The sequence below is a fragment of the Simonsiella muelleri ATCC 29453 genome (assembly GCF_002951835.1).
Taxonomy (GTDB): Bacteria; Pseudomonadota; Gammaproteobacteria; order Burkholderiales; family Neisseriaceae; genus Simonsiella; species Simonsiella muelleri.
Genome location: NZ_CP019448.1, coordinates 832,537 through 850,810, shown reverse-complemented (window position 1 = coordinate 850,810; position 18,274 = coordinate 832,537). Strand labels below are relative to the sequence as shown.

16 protein-coding genes are annotated in these 18,274 nt (G+C 41.7%); 9 read left to right on the top strand and 7 right to left on the bottom strand.

The genetic code is table 11. The features are described from left to right. Positions 1 to 30 precede the first annotated feature (30 nt). Positions 31 to 1,671, bottom strand: a complete 1,641-nt coding sequence (gene dnaA / locus BWP33_RS04170; protein WP_002641814.1) for a chromosomal replication initiator protein DnaA — start codon at positions 1,669 to 1,671, stop codon at positions 31 to 33. A 78-nt stretch (positions 1,672 to 1,749) separates the two neighbouring features. Then, complete coding sequence (locus BWP33_RS13125) at positions 1,750 to 1,878, bottom strand: hypothetical protein (RefSeq protein ID WP_263479592.1); 129 nt, start codon at positions 1,876 to 1,878, stop codon at positions 1,750 to 1,752. Positions 1,879 to 1,943: 65 nt separating this feature from the next. On the opposite strand from BWP33_RS13125, the gene recA reads away from it, so the two are divergent. Then, positions 1,944 to 3,035 carry a recombinase RecA gene (gene recA / locus BWP33_RS04165; RefSeq protein WP_002641815.1) on the top strand — a complete coding sequence of 364 codons (1,092 nt, stop codon included), beginning with the start codon at positions 1,944 to 1,946 and terminating at the stop codon, positions 3,033 to 3,035. Between the two features lie 190 nt (positions 3,036 to 3,225). Further along, complete coding sequence (locus BWP33_RS04160; RefSeq protein ID WP_104930317.1) at positions 3,226 to 4,107, top strand: IS982 family transposase; 882 nt, start codon at positions 3,226 to 3,228, stop codon at positions 4,105 to 4,107. Positions 4,108 to 4,182: 75 nt separating this feature from the next. On the opposite strand, the gene BWP33_RS04155 is transcribed toward BWP33_RS04160, so the two are convergent. Then, positions 4,183 to 4,938, bottom strand: a complete 756-nt coding sequence (locus tag BWP33_RS04155) for an IS5 family transposase (protein ID WP_002641156.1) — start codon at positions 4,936 to 4,938, stop codon at positions 4,183 to 4,185. 164 nt (positions 4,939 to 5,102) lie between these two features. Between BWP33_RS04155 and BWP33_RS12890 the strand changes: the two genes are divergently transcribed. The 7 genes from BWP33_RS12890 to ispF all read left to right on the top strand — a co-directional run bounded on the left by BWP33_RS12890 (position 5,103) and on the right by ispF (position 15,033). Continuing rightward, positions 5,103 to 6,161 (top strand): 4-alpha-glucanotransferase, encoded by a 1,059-nt coding sequence (locus BWP33_RS12890; protein ID WP_244903132.1) that lies wholly within the window; start codon positions 5,103 to 5,105, stop codon positions 6,159 to 6,161. Then, positions 6,119 to 9,376 carry a 1,4-alpha-glucan branching protein GlgB gene (gene glgB / locus BWP33_RS04150; protein ID WP_244903131.1) on the top strand — a complete coding sequence of 1,086 codons (3,258 nt, stop codon included), beginning with the start codon at positions 6,119 to 6,121 and terminating at the stop codon, positions 9,374 to 9,376. Before BWP33_RS12890 ends, glgB begins: the two co-directional genes overlap by 43 nt. Positions 9,377 to 9,410: 34 nt before the next feature. Further along, a complete protein-coding gene (glgX, locus tag BWP33_RS04145; RefSeq protein WP_002641818.1) occupies positions 9,411 to 11,417 on the top strand; it encodes a glycogen debranching protein GlgX in 2,007 nt (668 codons plus the stop codon). Between the two features lie 137 nt (positions 11,418 to 11,554). Further along, a complete protein-coding gene (gene glgC / locus BWP33_RS04140; RefSeq protein ID WP_002641819.1) occupies positions 11,555 to 12,868 on the top strand; it encodes a glucose-1-phosphate adenylyltransferase in 1,314 nt (437 codons plus the stop codon). Positions 12,869 to 12,937: 69 nt separating this feature from the next. Then, positions 12,938 to 14,152 (top strand): glycogen synthase GlgA, encoded by a 1,215-nt coding sequence (gene glgA, locus BWP33_RS04135; RefSeq protein WP_244903130.1) that lies wholly within the window; start codon positions 12,938 to 12,940, stop codon positions 14,150 to 14,152. Between the two features lie 8 nt (positions 14,153 to 14,160). Beyond that, complete coding sequence (locus BWP33_RS12885; RefSeq protein WP_244903129.1) at positions 14,161 to 14,355, top strand: hypothetical protein; 195 nt, start codon at positions 14,161 to 14,163, stop codon at positions 14,353 to 14,355. A 198-nt stretch (positions 14,356 to 14,553) separates the two neighbouring features. Next, the gene (gene ispF, locus BWP33_RS04130; protein WP_002641821.1) at positions 14,554 to 15,033 is read left to right on the top strand and encodes a 2-C-methyl-D-erythritol 2,4-cyclodiphosphate synthase; all 480 of its coding nucleotides are present in this window, start codon (positions 14,554 to 14,556) and stop codon (positions 15,031 to 15,033) included. Between the two features lies 1 nt (position 15,034). Here ispF and pdxH read toward each other — a convergent pair whose 3' ends face one another. The 4 genes from pdxH to BWP33_RS04110 form a co-directional block, all read right to left on the bottom strand. After that, positions 15,035 to 15,667, bottom strand: a complete 633-nt coding sequence (gene pdxH, locus BWP33_RS04125; protein ID WP_002641822.1) for a pyridoxamine 5'-phosphate oxidase — start codon at positions 15,665 to 15,667, stop codon at positions 15,035 to 15,037. A gap of 213 nt (positions 15,668 to 15,880) precedes the next feature. Beyond that, positions 15,881 to 16,693, bottom strand: coding sequence for a transporter substrate-binding domain-containing protein (locus BWP33_RS04120; RefSeq protein ID WP_002641823.1), 813 nt, complete (start codon positions 16,691 to 16,693; stop codon positions 15,881 to 15,883). 193 nt (positions 16,694 to 16,886) lie between these two features. Next, positions 16,887 to 17,255 carry a DUF805 domain-containing protein gene (locus BWP33_RS04115; RefSeq protein ID WP_002641824.1) on the bottom strand — a complete coding sequence of 123 codons (369 nt, stop codon included), beginning with the start codon at positions 17,253 to 17,255 and terminating at the stop codon, positions 16,887 to 16,889. Between the two features lie 124 nt (positions 17,256 to 17,379). Next, positions 17,380 to 18,171: a Cof-type HAD-IIB family hydrolase gene (locus tag BWP33_RS04110; protein WP_002641825.1), complete on the bottom strand. Its 792-nt coding sequence runs from the start codon at positions 18,169 to 18,171 to the stop codon at positions 17,380 to 17,382. Positions 18,172 to 18,274: the final 103 nt, after the last annotated feature.

The following is an 18,274-nucleotide window of genomic DNA, read 5'->3' as shown; positions in this document are numbered from 1 at the left end:
TTATTTTCTACCTTTAGGCTATTTGAAAATTTAATTTCTTATTAAAATCAATAACTTTTCATAATCCTGACCCAATTCAGGCTCATCAATTCGCAGTTTGGCAATGGTTTTGACGGCGTGCATCACAGTGGTGTGGTCGCGTCCACCAAACGCATCGCCAATCGCAGGCAAACTCATATTCGTCAGCTCTTTCGCCAACGCCATTGCCATTTGTCGGGGTCGTGCCACTGTGCGTGTGCGCTTTTTGCCTAACAAATCACTCATGCGAATGTGATGATAATCCGCCACCGCTTTCATAATCAATTCAATGGTAATCGGTTTATAATTGCTGGCGACAATGTCTTGCAACGCATCGGTTGCTAAATCAATGTCAATTGTGGTGCGCTTTTCAAAACGACAACGTGCTAGCACACGATTTAACGCGCCTTCTAATTCACGCACATTTTGTTTCACATTTTGCGCGATAAACAACGCTGCATCTTCTAATAATGTGATGCCCACCGCTTCGGCTTTACGCTCCAAAATATCCACTCGCATTTCCAATTCAGGCGGTTCCAATTTAATCGTCATGCCCCACGAAAAACGTGAAATCAAGCGTTTTTCCATGTTTTCTAAGCTACTGGGTAATTGGTCGCAAGTCAGGATAATTTGTTGATTGCGCGAATGAAAATGTTCAAACAAAAAGAAAAACTCTTCCATCGTGCGGTCTTTGCCTTGGATAAATTGAATATCATCAATAATCAATAAATTATAATGTAAATATTGTTGTTTGAACGTATCCCACGTTTTATTGCGCACAGTCGCCATAAACGTTTTCAAATATTCGTCCGAGTGCATATAACGAACACGCGCTTTTGTGTTTAATTTCAACAACTCATTACCAATCGCCTGCACCAAGTGTGTTTTGCCCAAACCCGTGCTGCCGTACACGAAAAATGGGTTGTACATACTATCACCTGGTTTTTCAGCGATGCTTTTGGCAACCGCCGCCGCCAAATGATTGCCTTTCCCTTCCACCAGAGTGTCAAAAGTATATTCGGGCGACAAATTAGTTTGTGAGTGGCGTTGTTCTGCATCTTCTTTGGCTTTGGCAATTTCAATCGCGGACGGTTTATGCGATTTATTTTCCTCACTCACTTCGTTTTTTTTGTTGGGACGCAAATTACTCATGCGCTCTGCCAAAATATCTTGGGCGGTGGTTTTGCGTGATGATTTTTTTTCAGGTAATTTATCCACAGGCGCATTTTCAGGCTGCAACAAAGGTGCTTGTGGTGATTGTAAAGACGTTTTGGGTAAATTTGATTCTGATGATGTATCGGTTGATAAATTATCTAATTCATCTGATTTATCAATAGATTTTGCTTGATTTTGTGTTTTCAGGCTGCCTGAAAACGTTGGCGACACTTCCTCCGCCATTTCGTATCGCACACCCACGCCAACTTTGTAAATTAATTCGGGGGCATTGGGCGCAATTTCCTCACGAATCGCCGACAATTTCGCCGCATATTGAGAACGCAACAAATTGACTGCAAACTGATTTTTGGCATAAATCACCCACGCATCATTTTCCTCACCCACGGTAATCGGGGCAATGGCAAGTTGGAATTGCTGCTCACTCAATTCGCTATGCAAACGGCGCAGGGTTTGCGCCCAAAAATCGGCTAACATCATGATATTCTCTTATTTATTATGATTTGAATTCAATTAATTAGTTGAAAATTCAAAAAGCGTACTCACAGATTATCTTAATTATAGCCGAAAAAGCGTATAACGTGTGGATAAGTCCAGAAATCTAATCAAGGTTATCCACAAGGATGGCGTATCCCACTCATCAAAATGTTGCAGGCTGCCTGAATGTGCCATTTCATTCACTATCATTTTACAAACCTTTCAGGCTGCCTTAAAATTTCCGATTCTAACCCCAACCGTATAAGGTCAACATCATGGCAAGTAAATCAGAAAAAGACAACGCAAAAAATTCCAATAACGAAAAAAGCCAAGCACTCGCCGCAGCTTTGGCTCAAATTGAAAAAAATTTCGGCAAAGGCGCAGTCATGAAAATGGACGGTAGCCATCAAGAAGATAATTTACAAGTCATTTCAACAGGTTCATTAACTTTGGATTTGGCTTTGGGTGTGGGTGGTTTGCCACGTGGTCGCATTGTGGAAATTTTCGGGCCTGAATCTTCTGGTAAAACCACTTTGTGCTTAGAAACCATCGCACAATGCCAAAAAAATGGCGGTACTTGCGCTTTCATTGACGCAGAAAATGCGTTTGACCCCGTTTATGCGCGTAAATTGGGCGTGAAAGTGGAAGATTTGCTGGTTTCTCAACCCGATACGGGCGAACAAGCTTTGGAGATTTGCGATATGTTGGTGCGTTCAGGTGGCGTAGACATGGTCGTGATTGACTCGGTGGCTGCACTCGTTCCCAAAGCAGAAATTGAAGGCGATATGGGCGACAGCCATGTCGGTTTGCAGGCACGTTTGATGAGCCAAGCCTTACGCAAATTAACAGGCAGCATCAAAAAAACCAACACATTAGTCGTGTTTATCAACCAAATCCGCATGAAAATTGGTGTGATGTTTGGCAACCCAGAAACCACCACAGGTGGTAACGCATTGAAATTCTATTCATCTGTGCGTTTGGACATTCGTGGCACCACTCAAATCAAAGGCAAAGAAGGCGAAGAACCCATCGGCAAGGAAACCAAAGTCAAAGTCATCAAAAATAAAGTTGCGCCACCATTTCGTACCGCAGAATTTGATATTTTATATGGCGAAGGCGTGAGTTATGAAGGCGAATTAGTGGATTTGGGCGTGAAAACCGATGTCATTCAAAAATCAGGCGCATGGTTCAGTTACAATGGCGCAAAAATCGGACAAGGTAAAGACAACGTCCGTATTTGGCTAAAAGAAAATCCTGAAGTTGCTGCCGAAATTGACCAAAAAATCCGCAGTCATTCGGGTTTGGACGATTTGATTGAAGTTGGGACTCCCGAAGACAATGCAGATGGCGTACAACCCGAAGAATAATTAAGAACCTGTGTTCATAATCTTATTTAAATAATAATTTCAGGCTGCCTTTTGAACAATTCAAAGGTAGCCTGAAATTATTTTCACGCCATTCTCAACTCTATCTAATTAAGATATGGCAATTGAATAAAAAGGGGCATAACCCCACTCTTAAAGATACCCGTCAAGATAATCCGAAAGAGAGACAGTTATGCCCCAAGACGAATTTATCATTAAAACGTATCTAATGGTAGATGCTTTATACAATCAGCTCGTTCAAAAACCATTAAGACAAGGTGGCTTTGCACCCAAACTTTCAGATTGTGAACTGATTTGTATGGAAATTGTTGGCGAATTTCTCGGTATGGATACCGATAAAAAAATTTGGCAATATTTCAAACAACATTGGCAAAATTGGTTTCCCAATTTAGGCTCTTACCCTAATTTTGCCAAACAATGTGCCAATTTGTATTGGGTTAAACAACAAATGCATCAAAAAATCACTGCAAATTGGTGTGAGCAAACAGAGTATTATGCAGATGCCTTTCCTATTGCAGTCTGTAAATTTGCCCGAGCTAAACGCCATCAAAATTTTCGTGCATATGCGACGTTCGGTTATTACGCTTCCAAAAAAGAGACCTATTATGGTTTTAAAGGTCATCTTTTGATTACTCGCTCAGGTATGATTAAAGCCTTTACTTTTACAGCTGCCAATGTTGATGAACGGCAGGTATTACCTGAACTTTTAGAAGGCAAAACAGGGTTTGTTGGTGCGGACAAAGGGTATTTAAGTTCTGAATTAAAAGATGAAATGAAACAAAGCCATATTAATTTACAAACACCTTATCGTAGCAATATGAAAGATGACAGAAGTCCTCAATTTCTCAAATGGCTAAAAAATAGTCGCCGTATGATTGAAACAGTTATTGGTCAATTAACAGAGAGATTTAACATGGAAATAGTTCGTACAAAAAATCTGTTTCACCAATCTAACCGTTTTATTCGGAAAATTTTATCGCATAATTTTTGCTGTTTACTGAATCAACAAATTCAACACCCAATTACTCAATTTGCTGGGTTAATTGGGTGTTGAGAATGGCGTTATTTTCTGTAAATCAAACCCATTCACAAAAAACGTGTGCTACACTAGGGGCTAATGACATTTTAGCTATAATTTCAACCAAATCAAAGCACAAGCTAATGATACAGTACTTTCATAATTACGTTTTAATTTATCGTACCGTGTTGCCAGCGCACGAAAATGCTTTAATCGTGCAAAAGCGTTTTCTACCAAGTGCCTGATTTTATATAAATACCAATCTGTGCCCACATTAAGATGTTCTCTATTTTTCTTATATGGAATATTGGCTTTACTTTGTTTAGACTGAATTAACCGACGAAAAGTATCACTGTCAAAACCCCTATCAGCACACACGGTTTCATTATCACTTAAATCCAATTGTGCCAATAAATCAGGCGCAACAACAATATCATTTACATTACCAGCTGTAATGATAAATTCAATTGGATTACCACAAGCATCAACCGCTAAATGAATTTTAGACGTATGACCACCGATACTCTTACCAACAGCTTGATGCGTAATGGATTGTTTACCCATACCGTGTTGATGAACGCGGATATGGCTACCGTCCATAAAGACCCATTCCATATCGGGTGTATCTACCAAATGTTTGAATAATCGGGTAAAAATACCGCGTTTAGACCAGCGATTGAAACTTTGGTAAAGGCTGTTTGCTTTACCAAAATAACTAGGTATATCAGCCCATTGGCAGCCTGTACGTAAGCGAAATAGGATACCTTCTACTGTTTTGCGTAAATTTTTCTTGCGATAAATGCCAAGCTGTTTCAAAATAGGCAACAGTCTTGACCATGTTTCATTTGTAAGCGTGTTTCGGGACATGGCAAAGGTTTGGGATGGTTGCGTGGAAACAATATCTTAAATCCTTTGCCTCTTTTTTTGAATTGTCAATAGCCCCTAGCAACCAGCTTATTCGCATAAAAGCAAATTATTTACACAATTAAACACAATTCAGTAACAAAAATCCAACCATTACGCTGAACATCATGAATCCAACCCTTATTCAACAAGCCCAAAATCTCGGCATTGAACCCACTTACTACAGCATTGATGGTACACACCACACCATCAGTGATGATATTTTAATGCGTTTAATCAATGTATTATCTAAACCCACACACACTAGCCATTGTTTTGATGATATTCAAGTTTTAACTGTTGGCAGAATCGGGGAAATCACGATTCCGCACGAATTTCTATCTCCCGACAGCGTAGAATTATGGGACGAACACCAGCAAACTCACGCCATCAGGCAGCCTGAAAATCATCACACCGCTCTACCCGATGACGGTCTCCCTTGCGGTTACTACACGTTACGCATCACAAAAGCCAATCTGCAACATCTTATCAAAATCATTGTCGCCCCACCCACCACCTACCAGCCAGATTCACGCCCACATACGGGCTTGACGATTCAATTATATGCGCTGCGTTCCGAAGACAATTGGGGCATTGGCGATTTAGCAGATTTGGCGATGTTATGCGGATTTTGTCAGCAACAAAAAATTGACTTCATTGGCATTAATCCGCTGCACGCGCTGTTTACTAGTCATCCCGAATACGCCAGCCCATACAGTCCATCTAGTCGTATTTGGCTCAATCCTATCTATATTAGCGTGCCTCAAGTCGCGCGTTTTCTTCATTCCAGTAAATTTCATTTGTGGTTGCAACAACATTCAGGCAGCCTGAAAACTTTGCGCGACAACCAAACCGTTGATTATAAAAATATTTGGCAAACTAAATTATCTGCACTCCAATTTCTTTTCCAAGAATTTGAATACAGCAAAGACCCATTTGCTGCTCAACAACGCCAACAATTTACCCAATTCATCACGCAAAAAGGCAATGAATTGCGCGGATTTGCATTATTTGAAACACTGGATAATTATTTTTCCCATGAAAATTCATTCGGTTGGCAAAATTGGGATGCTGCATACCAACACCCCAACACCCCGAAGTCAAAGCATTTTCCGCTAAACATGAGCCAGAAATTCGTTTTCATATGTGGTTACAATGGTTGTGCACATTACAGCTGGCAAAAGTAAATGAAATGGCTGAAAAATCAGGAATTTCATTGGGATTATATGGCGATTTGGCAGTGGGCGTGGCGCAGTTTGGCGCGGATACTTGGTTGAAACGCAACCAATATTGTTTGGATTTGTCCATTGGTGCGCCGCCTGATTCGTTCAGCCCAATTGGACAAAATTGGCAATTACCACCGTATCATCCAACTGTCATGCGACAAACAGCGTGCGCGGAATTCATTAAAATTATCCGTGAAAACATGAAATTATATGGCATGTTGCGGATTGACCATGTGATGGCACTCAATCGCTTGTGGCTGATTACAGGGCAAAATGAAACCGCTCAACAAGGTGCGTATGTGCGTTATCCACAAAATATTTTGTTTGCCATTATTGCACTAGAAAGTCATTTAAATCAATGTATTGTAATTGGAGAAGATTTAGGCACTGTACCAACTGAAACTTTTGAATTACTCAAACAATATCAAATTTATTCATATAAAGTATTATATTTTCACAAGAATACAGCTAACTTCCCCACCCACTGCATTGCCACTACCAGTACGCATGACCTTGCGCCTTTGGCTGGATTTTGGCGCGGTACGGATTTATACGCCATGAAAAAATTAGGTACATTGCCCGAAAACCGTTTTCAGGCAACCTTAAAACAACGCGAACAAGAAAAAACTTATTTTATTCAACAATTAAAATCAGCCCAATATCTGCCCAATATTTTCAGACAGCCTGAAAACATCACGCCTGAATTATTGAATGCGGTACACGAATTGGGCGCACGCTCGCCCGCGAAATTGTATGCGGTGCAATTAGAAAACATGTTGGCAATGACCGATAATTTTAATTTACCTGGTGTTGCAAAAGGCAATTGGGTGCAAAAATACCCCAAAACATTGGCGGAAATTTCTCAAGATACGAATATTCATCAACAATTTGAACGAATTAACGAGGCTCGTATGTCCAGTCCACGACCTTACCCCCAACCCGATTCACACGAATGGGAAACCATCAACCGCCTATTTCATGCAGAACATGACGATGTATTCGCCTACTTGGGGCAACACACCATTGATGGCGTAGGTGATGTGATTCGCGTATTACAGCCGAATGCGGTGGCAATCAATATTTTGGCGCGAAATCAAAAATTGATTGCACCCATGCAAAAATTAGATAACCGCGGTTTTTGGGTAGCAAGGCTGCCTGAAAATGTGGCAGATTATATTTTATCGGTGCAATTGACCGAAAATGGCGAATTTATCCAACAAGAAGACCCTTACCGTTTCGGTTCATTTTTGGGTGATACGGATAATTGGTTATTGGGTGAAGGCAAACATTTGCGCCCATATGAACGCTTGGGCGCACATTTGCGCGAGATTGATGGCGTGAAAGGCGCGTATTTTGCGGTGTGGGCACCGAATGCACAACGTGTTTCGGTGGTTGGTGAATTCAATGCGTGGGACGGGCGAATTCACGTTATGCGCAAACATCATGACACAGGTGTTTGGGAGATTTTTATTCCTGACGTGAAATTCAATTCGTTGTATAAATTTGAATTGCGTGATTCAAATGGTCATGTCAGAGTAAAATCAGACCCTTATGCATTTGCAACCGAATTACGTCCAACAACGGCTTCGGTGGTTCGAGGGCTGCCTGAAAAAATGCCTGTGCCTGAATTTCGTGCAAAAGCCAATGCGATTGATGCGCCCATTTCCATTTATGAAGTTCATTTGGGTTCGTGGAAACGCAAAGCCAATAATCAATGGCTCACCTACACCGAATTAGCAGATGAATTGGTTGATTATGTTGTGAAAATGGGATTTACACATATTGAATTATTGCCGTTGTCGGAATATCCGTTTGATGGTTCGTGGGGTTATCAAGCGACTGGATTGTATGCGCCAACCAGCCGATTTGGTTCGCCGCAAGAATTACAATATTTGGTAGCAAAAGCCCATGATGCTGGCATTAGTGTGATTCTGGATTGGGTGGTGGGACATTTCCCAACCGATGAACATGGCTTGGCGAAATTTGATGGAACAGCATTATACGAACACCAAGACCCACGCGAAGGCTTCCATCAGGATTGGAACACCCTAATTTACAATTTTGGGCGCAACGAAGTTCGCAATTTTTTAACAGGTAATGCACTGTATTGGGTGGAACGCTTTGGCTTTGACGGTTTGCGTGTGGACGCAGTTGCATCAATGATTTACCGCGATTATTCCCGAAAAGATGGTGAATGGATTCCGAATCAATTTGGTGGGCGTGAAAATTTGGAAGCGATTGAATTTTTACGTGAAACCAACAATATGCTGCAAACTCAAAATCTTGACGCAGTTGGTATAGCAGAAGAATCCACCACATTCCCCAATGTTACCAAAGCAGAAGGTTTGAACTTCCAATTCAAATGGAATATGGGTTGGATGAATGATACCTTACGTTACATGAAAGAAGACCCAATCAATCGCAAATACCATCATCATTTGATGACGTTTGGCATGATGTACCAATACAGTGAAAATTATATTTTGCCCTTGTCGCATGATGAAGTGGTACATGGAAAAGGTTCTTTATTGGGCAAAATGCATGGCGATTGTTGGCAAAAATTTGCCAATTTGCGTGCTTATTATGGTTTTATGTTTGGCTACCCAGGTAAAAAATTGTTGTTTATGGGGAATGAATTTGCTCAAGGCCGTGAATGGAATTTCAACGAGAGTCTCGATTGGCATCTATTGAATGAATCAGAAGGTGGCGGTTGGCACAAAGGCATTCAAGATTATGTACGCGAATTGAACCATATTTACAAAAATCATGCGCCTTTATACCAACTTGACCAATGGGCAGACGGTTTTGAATGGTTGGTGGCAGACGATGGCAATCATTCGGTTTTTGTGTTTGAACGCAGAGATAGAGATGGTAACCGCATGATTATCATCAGCAACTTCACACCAGTAGTACGCGAAAATTATCGTTTTGGTGTGAATATGGCTGGCAAATACACCGAAATTTTGAATTCAGATGATTTAAATTACAAAGGCAGTGGCGTCAAGCTTTCAGGCAGCCTGAAAACCATTCAAACTGAAAACGTGGCATCACACGGTCGCCCCCAATCCTTGAGTTTGACATTGCCACCATTGGCAACGGTTTATTTGTACGCGGAAAATCAAACTTCTCAACCCAAAACCCAATCAGTAGCCACAACCCAAAATCAGGCTGCCTGAAAAAGACCGCAGTTTAAGCCGACTAAAAAACACCATGAAACACCCTGAATTAACCATGCAAAGCGGTAAACCCTACCCAATGGGCGCAACCGTTTGCGATAACGGCGTGAATTTCGCTGTTTATTCCGCCAATGCCAACGCAATTGAATTATGCTTATTTGACGAACAACACCACGAAACCCGTTTCAGGCTGCCTGAAAAAGATGGTTTTATTTGGTACGGTTTCGTGGCAAACATCGGCGCAGGACAACGCTACAGCTATCGTGTGTATGGCGAATACGCCCCTGAAAAAGGTTATTTTTTCAACCCAAACAAACTGTTAATTGACCCATACAGCAAACAATTAGACGGCAAACCCATGTTGCGTAATGCCGATGAATTGGCGTGGTATCGCCCCGAAGACGCACGCGACAACGCACACATTGCCCCCAAAAGTGTGGTCGTGGGCGCAAGTCAATTTGATTGGCAAAACGATAAACACCCCAACACGCCGATTGGTCAAACCATTATCTATGAAGCCCACGTCAAAGGTTTCACGCAGCAATTTCCCGATTTGGCACACGCTGGCACTTATTTGGCATTGGCAGACAAACGCGTGATTCAGTATTTGCACACTTTGGGCGTTACGGCGGTAGAATTATTGCCCATTCACGAACATTTGGACGAGTACCATTTGCAAACCTTAGGATTACACAATTATTGGGGCTACAACACTTATTCTCATTTTTCGGTGGAACGTGATTATGCAGCCAATCCGCTTCAGGCTGCCGATGAATTCCGCCAAGCCGTCAAAGCATTACACGCGGCTGGCATTGAAGTGATTTTGGACGTAGTGTACAACCACACCGCCGAACAAGATTTAAAAGGTGCCATGTTGTGTCAACGTGGCATGGACAATGTGAATTGGTATTGGGTAAATGAAGAAACGGGCAATTATTTCAATTGGGCTGGCACAGGTAACGCACTCAAAATGGTGAATCGTGATGTGTTACGTTGGGCAGCAGACAGTTTGCGCTATTGGGTGCAGGAATTTCATGTGGACGGTTTTCGCTTTGATTTGGGAACAGTCATGGCTCGTGAACCTGAATTCAATGTATATCGTGGCTTTTTCAGTCTGCTCTACCAAGACCCGATTTTGGCACAACGCAAACTCATTGTGGAAGCATGGGACATTGGCGACAACGGCTACCATTTGGGCAACTTTGCGTATCCGTATTTGGAATGGAATGGCGCATTTCGTGATGATGTGCGTCAGTTTTGGTGTGAACAAAATGGCGATTTGGGTGCATTGGCGACACGTTGGGCGGGGTCGTCTGATTTGTTCCACAAATGTGGGCGAAAGCCTTCAGCCAGCCTGAATTTCATTACTGCCCATGACGGTTTTACTTTGCGTGATTTGGTTTCGTATAACAAAAAACACAATCAAATGAACCAAGAACACAACCAAGATGGACACAACGAAAACCATTCGCACAATCATGGCACAGAAGGCAATACACACAACCCACAAATCAATACGTTGCGCCAACACACCAGCCAAGCATTATTAGCCACTTTATTACTGGCAAATGGCACACCGATGCTGTTAGCAGGCGATGAATTTGGCAATTCTCAACGCGGTAACAATAACGCGTATTGTCAAGATAATTCAATTAGTTGGCTAGACTGGCACAACAGCGAACATGACTCATGTCTACAAAATGATGTGCGCCAATTGATTGGTTTGCGCCGAAAAATTGAATTATTGAATCAAAATATTTGGTTTAATGATGAATCGGTATCGTGGCGCAATACCGATGGTAAAATCATGCAATTAATTGATTGGCAAGATAAAAATAAAAAAGCCATGCAAATTCAATTGGCGCAAAATTGGTTGATTTGCATCAACGGTAAACACGCTGCCGAAGTTTTCAGGCTGCCTGAAAACAAAAATTGGCAATGCCATTATGCACCCAGCCAAGAATTTACTTTACAAAATAATATGTTAAATGTAGCACATTTAGGCGTGTGGGTATTTGGAACGGAAAAGCCAGCGAATTAATGAACAAAACATTCTTTCAGGCTGCCTGAATACTTTTCCCTGAAAAATCATTTAGTTCCCCCCACGCAATCCAAATCATCGTATTTTCAATTGTCCCGCAGCAAAAAACTTTTTTCTACACTAAATGGAGATACACCATGAACACCCCCCAAACCGACAATTTTTTACACAACACCGATATTGCCAAAGACACTTTAGTACTGATTTTAGCTGGCGGACGTGGCTCGCGTTTGCATGAAATGACCGATGAACGCGCCAAACCTGCCGTTTATTTCGGTGGCAATTGGCGGATTATTGATTTTACGTTATCTAATTGTTTAAACTCAAATTTATTACGTATCGGTGTCATTACCCAATACGAAGCCCACAGTTTATTACGCCATTTGCAACACGCGTGGTCTTTTTTGCCACGCGAACGGGGACAATTCGTGGATATGCTGCCTGCCCGTCAATCCGTGAACGAAGAAATGTGGTATCGCGGTACGGCTGATGCGGTTTGGCAAAATATGAACATCATGAAAAATCATTATAAACCCAAATATGTACTGATTTTGGCTGGCGACCATATCTACAAAATGGATTACATGAATATGGTGCGTTCACATATTCAAAGTGGTGCACGTTGCACAGTCGGTTGCATTGAAGTCAAAAAAGAAGATGCCAAAGAATTCGGCATCATGTCGGTCAATGATAAATGGCAAGTACAAGCATTCGTGGAAAAACCACAAGACCCACCCACCATGCGCGAAAAACCCGATACATCTATGGCATCTATGGGGATTTATGTATTTGATTCCAATTACTTATACGATGTGTTAGAAGATGAAATTCAGAAACAAACCAAAAATTTAGATTTTGGTAAACACATCATGCCTCGCTCCATGAAGGAAGGCGTGTTGTATGCGCATTCGTTTGCGCGTTCCTGCACGGGACACAATACCGAAGGTACACCCTATTGGCGTGATGTTGGCACACTGGACAGCTATTGGAATGCTCACATGGATTTGGTAACAGAATATCCGCAACTGAATTTGTTTGATAAAGATTGGGCAATTCATGGGCTGCCTACCCAATCTATGCCAACAAAATTTTTCTGTAAAGACAATTGTTTACATGGTTTAGATAATTCACTCATTAGCGGTGGCTGCCTGATTACCAACGCCACCATTACCGAAAGTGTTTTGTTTGACCGCATCACCGTAGCAGACCATTCACACATTCATCAATCTGTGATTTTGCCCGAAGTCAGCATTGGAAAAAATTGCCAATTGCAAAATTGTATTATTGAACGCAAATGCGTGATTCCAGATAATTTTGTTGTCGGCGTAGACAAAGAACACGACAAAGCACGCGGTTTCCGTCTCAGCTCAAGCGGCAAAGTAACACTGGTTACGCCCACCATGTTGACAAAATTAGCCAAACAAAATGAAATCGGCAAACCATCTATTTAATTTGATTGAATTTCATTTTTCAGGCTGCCTGAACATCCATTTATCCCATTTAATGAATAGGTTAAAAACATGAAAATTTTACACGCAGCGTCCGAATTGTATCCTTTGATTAAAACAGGTGGTTTGGCGGACGTGTTGGGTGCGCTACCACTGGCACAAGCCAAACAAGGCGATGATGTGCGCGTGGTGTTGCCCTATTATCGTCAAATCCGCGAAAAATTGCCATTCACGGCGGAAGTAGCGCGGCGCGACACGTTTGGCGGTTATGTGGTAATTCGTTACGCAACATTTCAGAATGTGGGCGTGTATTTGATTGATGCGCCACATCTGTTTGACCGACAGGGAAATCCATATCACAATGAATTTTATCAAGATTATTCTGATAACGTGATTCGTTTTGGAATTTTGGGTTGGGCAGCGGCGGCGATTGCGACTGGCATTGACCCACTTTGGGGCAAGGCGGACGTGTTGCACGCCCACGATTGGCAAGCTGGACTGGCACCTGCTTATCTACGTACATGGCAACGTCATGATATAAAAAGTGTTTTTACCATTCACAATATTGCGTATCAGGGTTGTTTCAATCCACGCCATGTTCATGATGTGTGGCTGCCTGAATGGATTTTGCGAACCGACGGCGCGGAATTTTATGGACAATTCAGTTTCCTAAAAGCAGGCTTGTATTTTGCCGACCACATCACGACTGTTAGTCCGACTTACGCCAAAGAAATTACTTCTGAATTAGGTGCTTATGGTATGCACGGCTTGCTTCAAACACGCGCAGCCGAAGGGCGTTTGAGTGGCATTCTGAATGGCGTTGATGAAAGCATTTGGAATCCAGCGACCGACCCAGAATTATTCCAACATTATGATTCAAAAAATCTTTATGCCAAATCTGCCAACAAAAAAGCTTTACAGGAACATTTTGGTTTAAACACGCAGCCTGAAAACCTTTTAACAGTGATGGTATCGCGTTTGACTTCACAAAAAGGGGCTGATTTATTGGTGGAAAGTCTGCATCGTTTGTTGCCCAATCAACCGCAATTACAATTTGCATTGTTAGGCAGCGGCTCACCTGAATTAGAACGTTCATTCAATGAATTAGCAGAATATTACCCACAGCAAATTGGTGTATACATTGGCTATAACGAAAAATTGGCGCATCAATTGATTGGCGGTGGTGATTTGATTTTGATTCCGAGTCGATTTGAACCATGTGGTTTAACGCAACTGTACGGTTTGAAATACGGCACATTGCCACTGGTGCGTCAAACGGGGGATTAGCTGACACCGTGATTCACGGCGAAACAGGTTTTGTGTTTGAACACGCCAGCGCAGACAATTTAACACAGATTCTTCAGGCTGCCTTAGACGTGTGGCAACAACCCAAAACATGGGCAAATTTACAAAAAAATGCAATGCAACAAGATTTTAGTTGGTATAAAGCCGCCCAAAGTTATAAAACGTGTTATTCACAGTTATCGTGAAATATACTGTTTTCAGCAAAGCAATAGCGTCCGCCGTGTACGCGTGTTACATAAGGACGTTAGATGCTGTGCTAATGATATAGTCCTTTAAAATAAAAATGGGACAGGGCAACCGCACCATTTTTATTTTATTTCACTATATAATCACGACTTTTGAATTTTCAGGCAGCCTGAACATTTTTTGCTAGGAAAATTAACATGAATATTCGCATCGGACAAGGTTACGATGTCCATCAACTTATTGAAAACAGAAAATTAATTTTAGGCGGTGTCCACATTCCATTTGAAAAAGGTTTGCTAGGGCATTCAGATGCAGACGCATTATTACACGCCATTACAGATGCGTTATTGGGGGCAGCAGGTTTAGGCGACATCGGCACGCATTTTCCCGACAATGCCACCGAATTCAAAGACGCAGACAGCCGCATTTTGTTGCGCCACGCCTACGCCGAAGTACAAAAATTAGGCTGGAGTTTGGTCAATTTGGACAGCACCATCATCGCCCAACAACCCAAATTAAAACCGTATATCCCAACCATGCGCCAAAATCTCGCGGCTGATTTGGGGCTGCCTGAAAGCTGTATCAACATCAAAGGTAAAACCAACGAAAAATTAGGATATCTCGGTCGCATGGAAGCAATCGAAGCACAAGCAATTGTTTTGTTAGAGAAAAAATAAATTAAGGCGCAAGCCGTTCCCGAATCCACGCACCATCAACCAAACGATAACGCACCCTGTCATGCAAACGGCTGGGTCGCCCTTGCCAAAATTCCACGCAATCAGGTTGCACCAAATAGCCTCCCCAATGCGGTGGACGTGGTACATTTAAAGGGTGTTTGGTAGCAAACATGGCAGCACGTGCCAATAAAACTGATTTACTTTCAATAACATGACTTTGCTCACTTGCCCAAGCACCCACACGGCTGGTATAAGGGCGACTGGCAAAATATTCGTCCGACAACTTTTCAGGCAGCCTGAACACTTTGCCTTCCACGCGTACTTGTCGCTCCAATTCCGCCCAAAAAAAATTCAACGCAGCAAAGGGATTGGCTGCCAATGCTTGCCCTTTTCGGCTGTGGTAATTACTAAAAAAAACAAAACCTTCTGCATTGACTTCTTTCAACAAAACCACACGACTACTGGGTCGCCCGTCCACATCAACGCTGGCAACATTCATCGCAGTCGGTTCAGGCACTTGCGCGTGCATCGCATCTTGCAACCAAATTTCAAATTGGGTAATGGGATTACTGGCACACTGTTCGGGCGATAATTCTTGTTTGCTGTAATCTTGGCGAATATTGTGTAAATCCATTTTTTCTTTTCAAATAATAAGGCAGCCAAAAAGCTTAGAACCTGTATTTATAGTCAACGTGAAATGCATTTTTGTCCCAGTTGGTGCGAATGTAAGGCGAATTTCATGCCACCAGCGTTCAACAAAGCAGGCGTGCTAAATGAAGCAAAAAGACATCACGCTTGGCTGTCAATACAGGTTCTTCGATTCAATTGTCGTTCAAAGTGATGACATCTATTTGTTGCTCACGTCTTCGCCAAAAAATTGCTCGCCTAATTTTTTCAATGTGCCATCTGCTTTCAATTCTTTCATGGCATTATTGATTTTTTGCAAGGCTTCGTCATTGTCTTTGTTCATCACCAAACCTGCACCCAATTTTTCTTCAGCAGGGGTACGCCAAACCGATTTCAAACCCGAATTCGGATTTTTTTTCAAATAATCCAATAATGACAATTCGTCATTCAATGTGATTTCAGCACGTTTTTGTTGAACGTTTATCAAACCTTGCGCCATGGTGTCTGTATGAACCAAATCTGCGCCCATTTTTTTCGCGATTTCATCATAATTAGATGCCAGCATCACAGCAGTTTTGATGCCTTTAATGTCTTCCAATTTACTGATTGGCGCATGGTCATGACGCGCCACAATCATTTTTCCGCTCCAGCTATACGGTTCGGCTTTATCAAACATGGCTTGGCGTTCTGGCGAGGTCAGAGCAACTTGATTGGCAACCAAATCAAAACGCTCTGCTTTCAAACCAGCCATCATGGCATCCCAAGGTGTTTCTTTAAATTCCACTGAAACGCCTAATTTCTTGGCAACCGCGCGTGTAACCTCCACATCATAACCCGTTAATTTACCGTCTTTTTCATGATAAGTAAACGGCGGGTAAGTTCCCATTGTTCCCACAAACAAAGTTTGTTTATTATTGATTTTATCTAGCAAACTATCAGAAACACTTTTTGGCGTAGTCGCCTGATTGTCCTGTCCACCACAAGCCGCCAGCAATAAAGTTACCGCAGCACAAAAAATTGTTTGTTTCAACATACAAACTCCTAACATAAAATTGAGAACACATTGTAAATCAGTGTTGTGGTTTATTAAAGTCATTTTGATGCCATTTCACACTTTCAGGCAGCCTGCAAAAAATAATGTACTCTAAAATAAACAAAAAGCACCCTGAATTTTGCATAATTCAAGAGTGCTATTCAATTCAAAAATTACCTAAAATGGCAGCAAACTACTCACCAGCTTTGGGATCGGGACCAAAACGATTGTCGCCACGTGTGCCTTCCAACAAAGTAAATACAAAGAAAACCAAACCACCAATTAAAGGCACAAAGTTAATCAAAAACCACCAACCCGAACGGTCGGTATCATGCAAACGGCGAATAGACAATGCAATAAGCGGCAATAACATTAAGAAAATGTACAAGCCACCAATCACACCCATGCCTGTCTTCGGATTCACCGTGCCTAAAATCCCATCTAAAACACCAGCCACAAAAGCAAAAATCACATAAAATAACACAAACATCCAATACGCTTTACGGCGTGCACGACCACTAAAATTAACCGCATTTTTCAAAGCATCAATAAACCAATTCATTATTATCACCTTGTGAGAAATTTATAAAAATCATTTAGTTAAACTAAATGAGAATAAATTATAACCCACTTTCTTAACACAAGTAAACCATTTTATGATTTTTCAGGCTGCTTGAAAAACTTAATTAATCAATAATATGCAAATCCATCAACGCACGGTAGATACCATCTTCATCAACACACGGCGCAACATAATTTGCTACTGCTTTCAATTCAGCCACACCGTTGCCCATCGCTACTCCAAAGCCAACAGCTTGAATCATTTCCAAATCATTCAGTTCATCGCCAAACGCCATCGCGTCTGCCATCGTCAAACCCAAAGCCGACAAGGCAGCCTGAATACCACGCGCTTTAGAACCTTGTTTTTCAATGAAGTCCAATCCGCTAGTATGCCAACGAATCGAGCGTAATGAATCAGGTAACACAGGCAAAATGGCTTTGTCTTTTGTAACTGGGAAAAATCCAAGCATCTGATAAACTTCATTATTTTTAAAATAATTGGGTTCAATAACAAATGGTAAATTCAACGCGCCAACCGCGTATTGCAAATCATCATCAACGTGCGACACCCATAAACCCGACCGCGCTACAAATGCATAACTCACTTGATTTTTTTGAAAAATTTGAATAACTTTCTCCACATCAGTTTGCGACAATGGAAATGAAATTAATTTTTTACCTTTATATTCAACATATTGACCATTAATAGACACAAACATCTCAATACCGCATTCTGCCGCCAATGCCTTGATTGGCTCAGGCAAAACCGCGATGGTACGCCCTGTCGCTATCGCCGTGATGATGCCTTTTTCACGCAATTTTTTCAGCGCAATTTTGGTGCTATCAGGAATACGCTGCTCATTTTTAATCCACAGCGTGTCATCAATATCAAAAAACACGATTTTGGGTTGAAACATTCTAAATTTCCTGTTTTTTCAAACTAAACTCTTTGTATAACAATAGATTGTGGACGTTTCATTCATACTTTCAGGCAGCCTGAAAGCAAAAAACATCCATTTA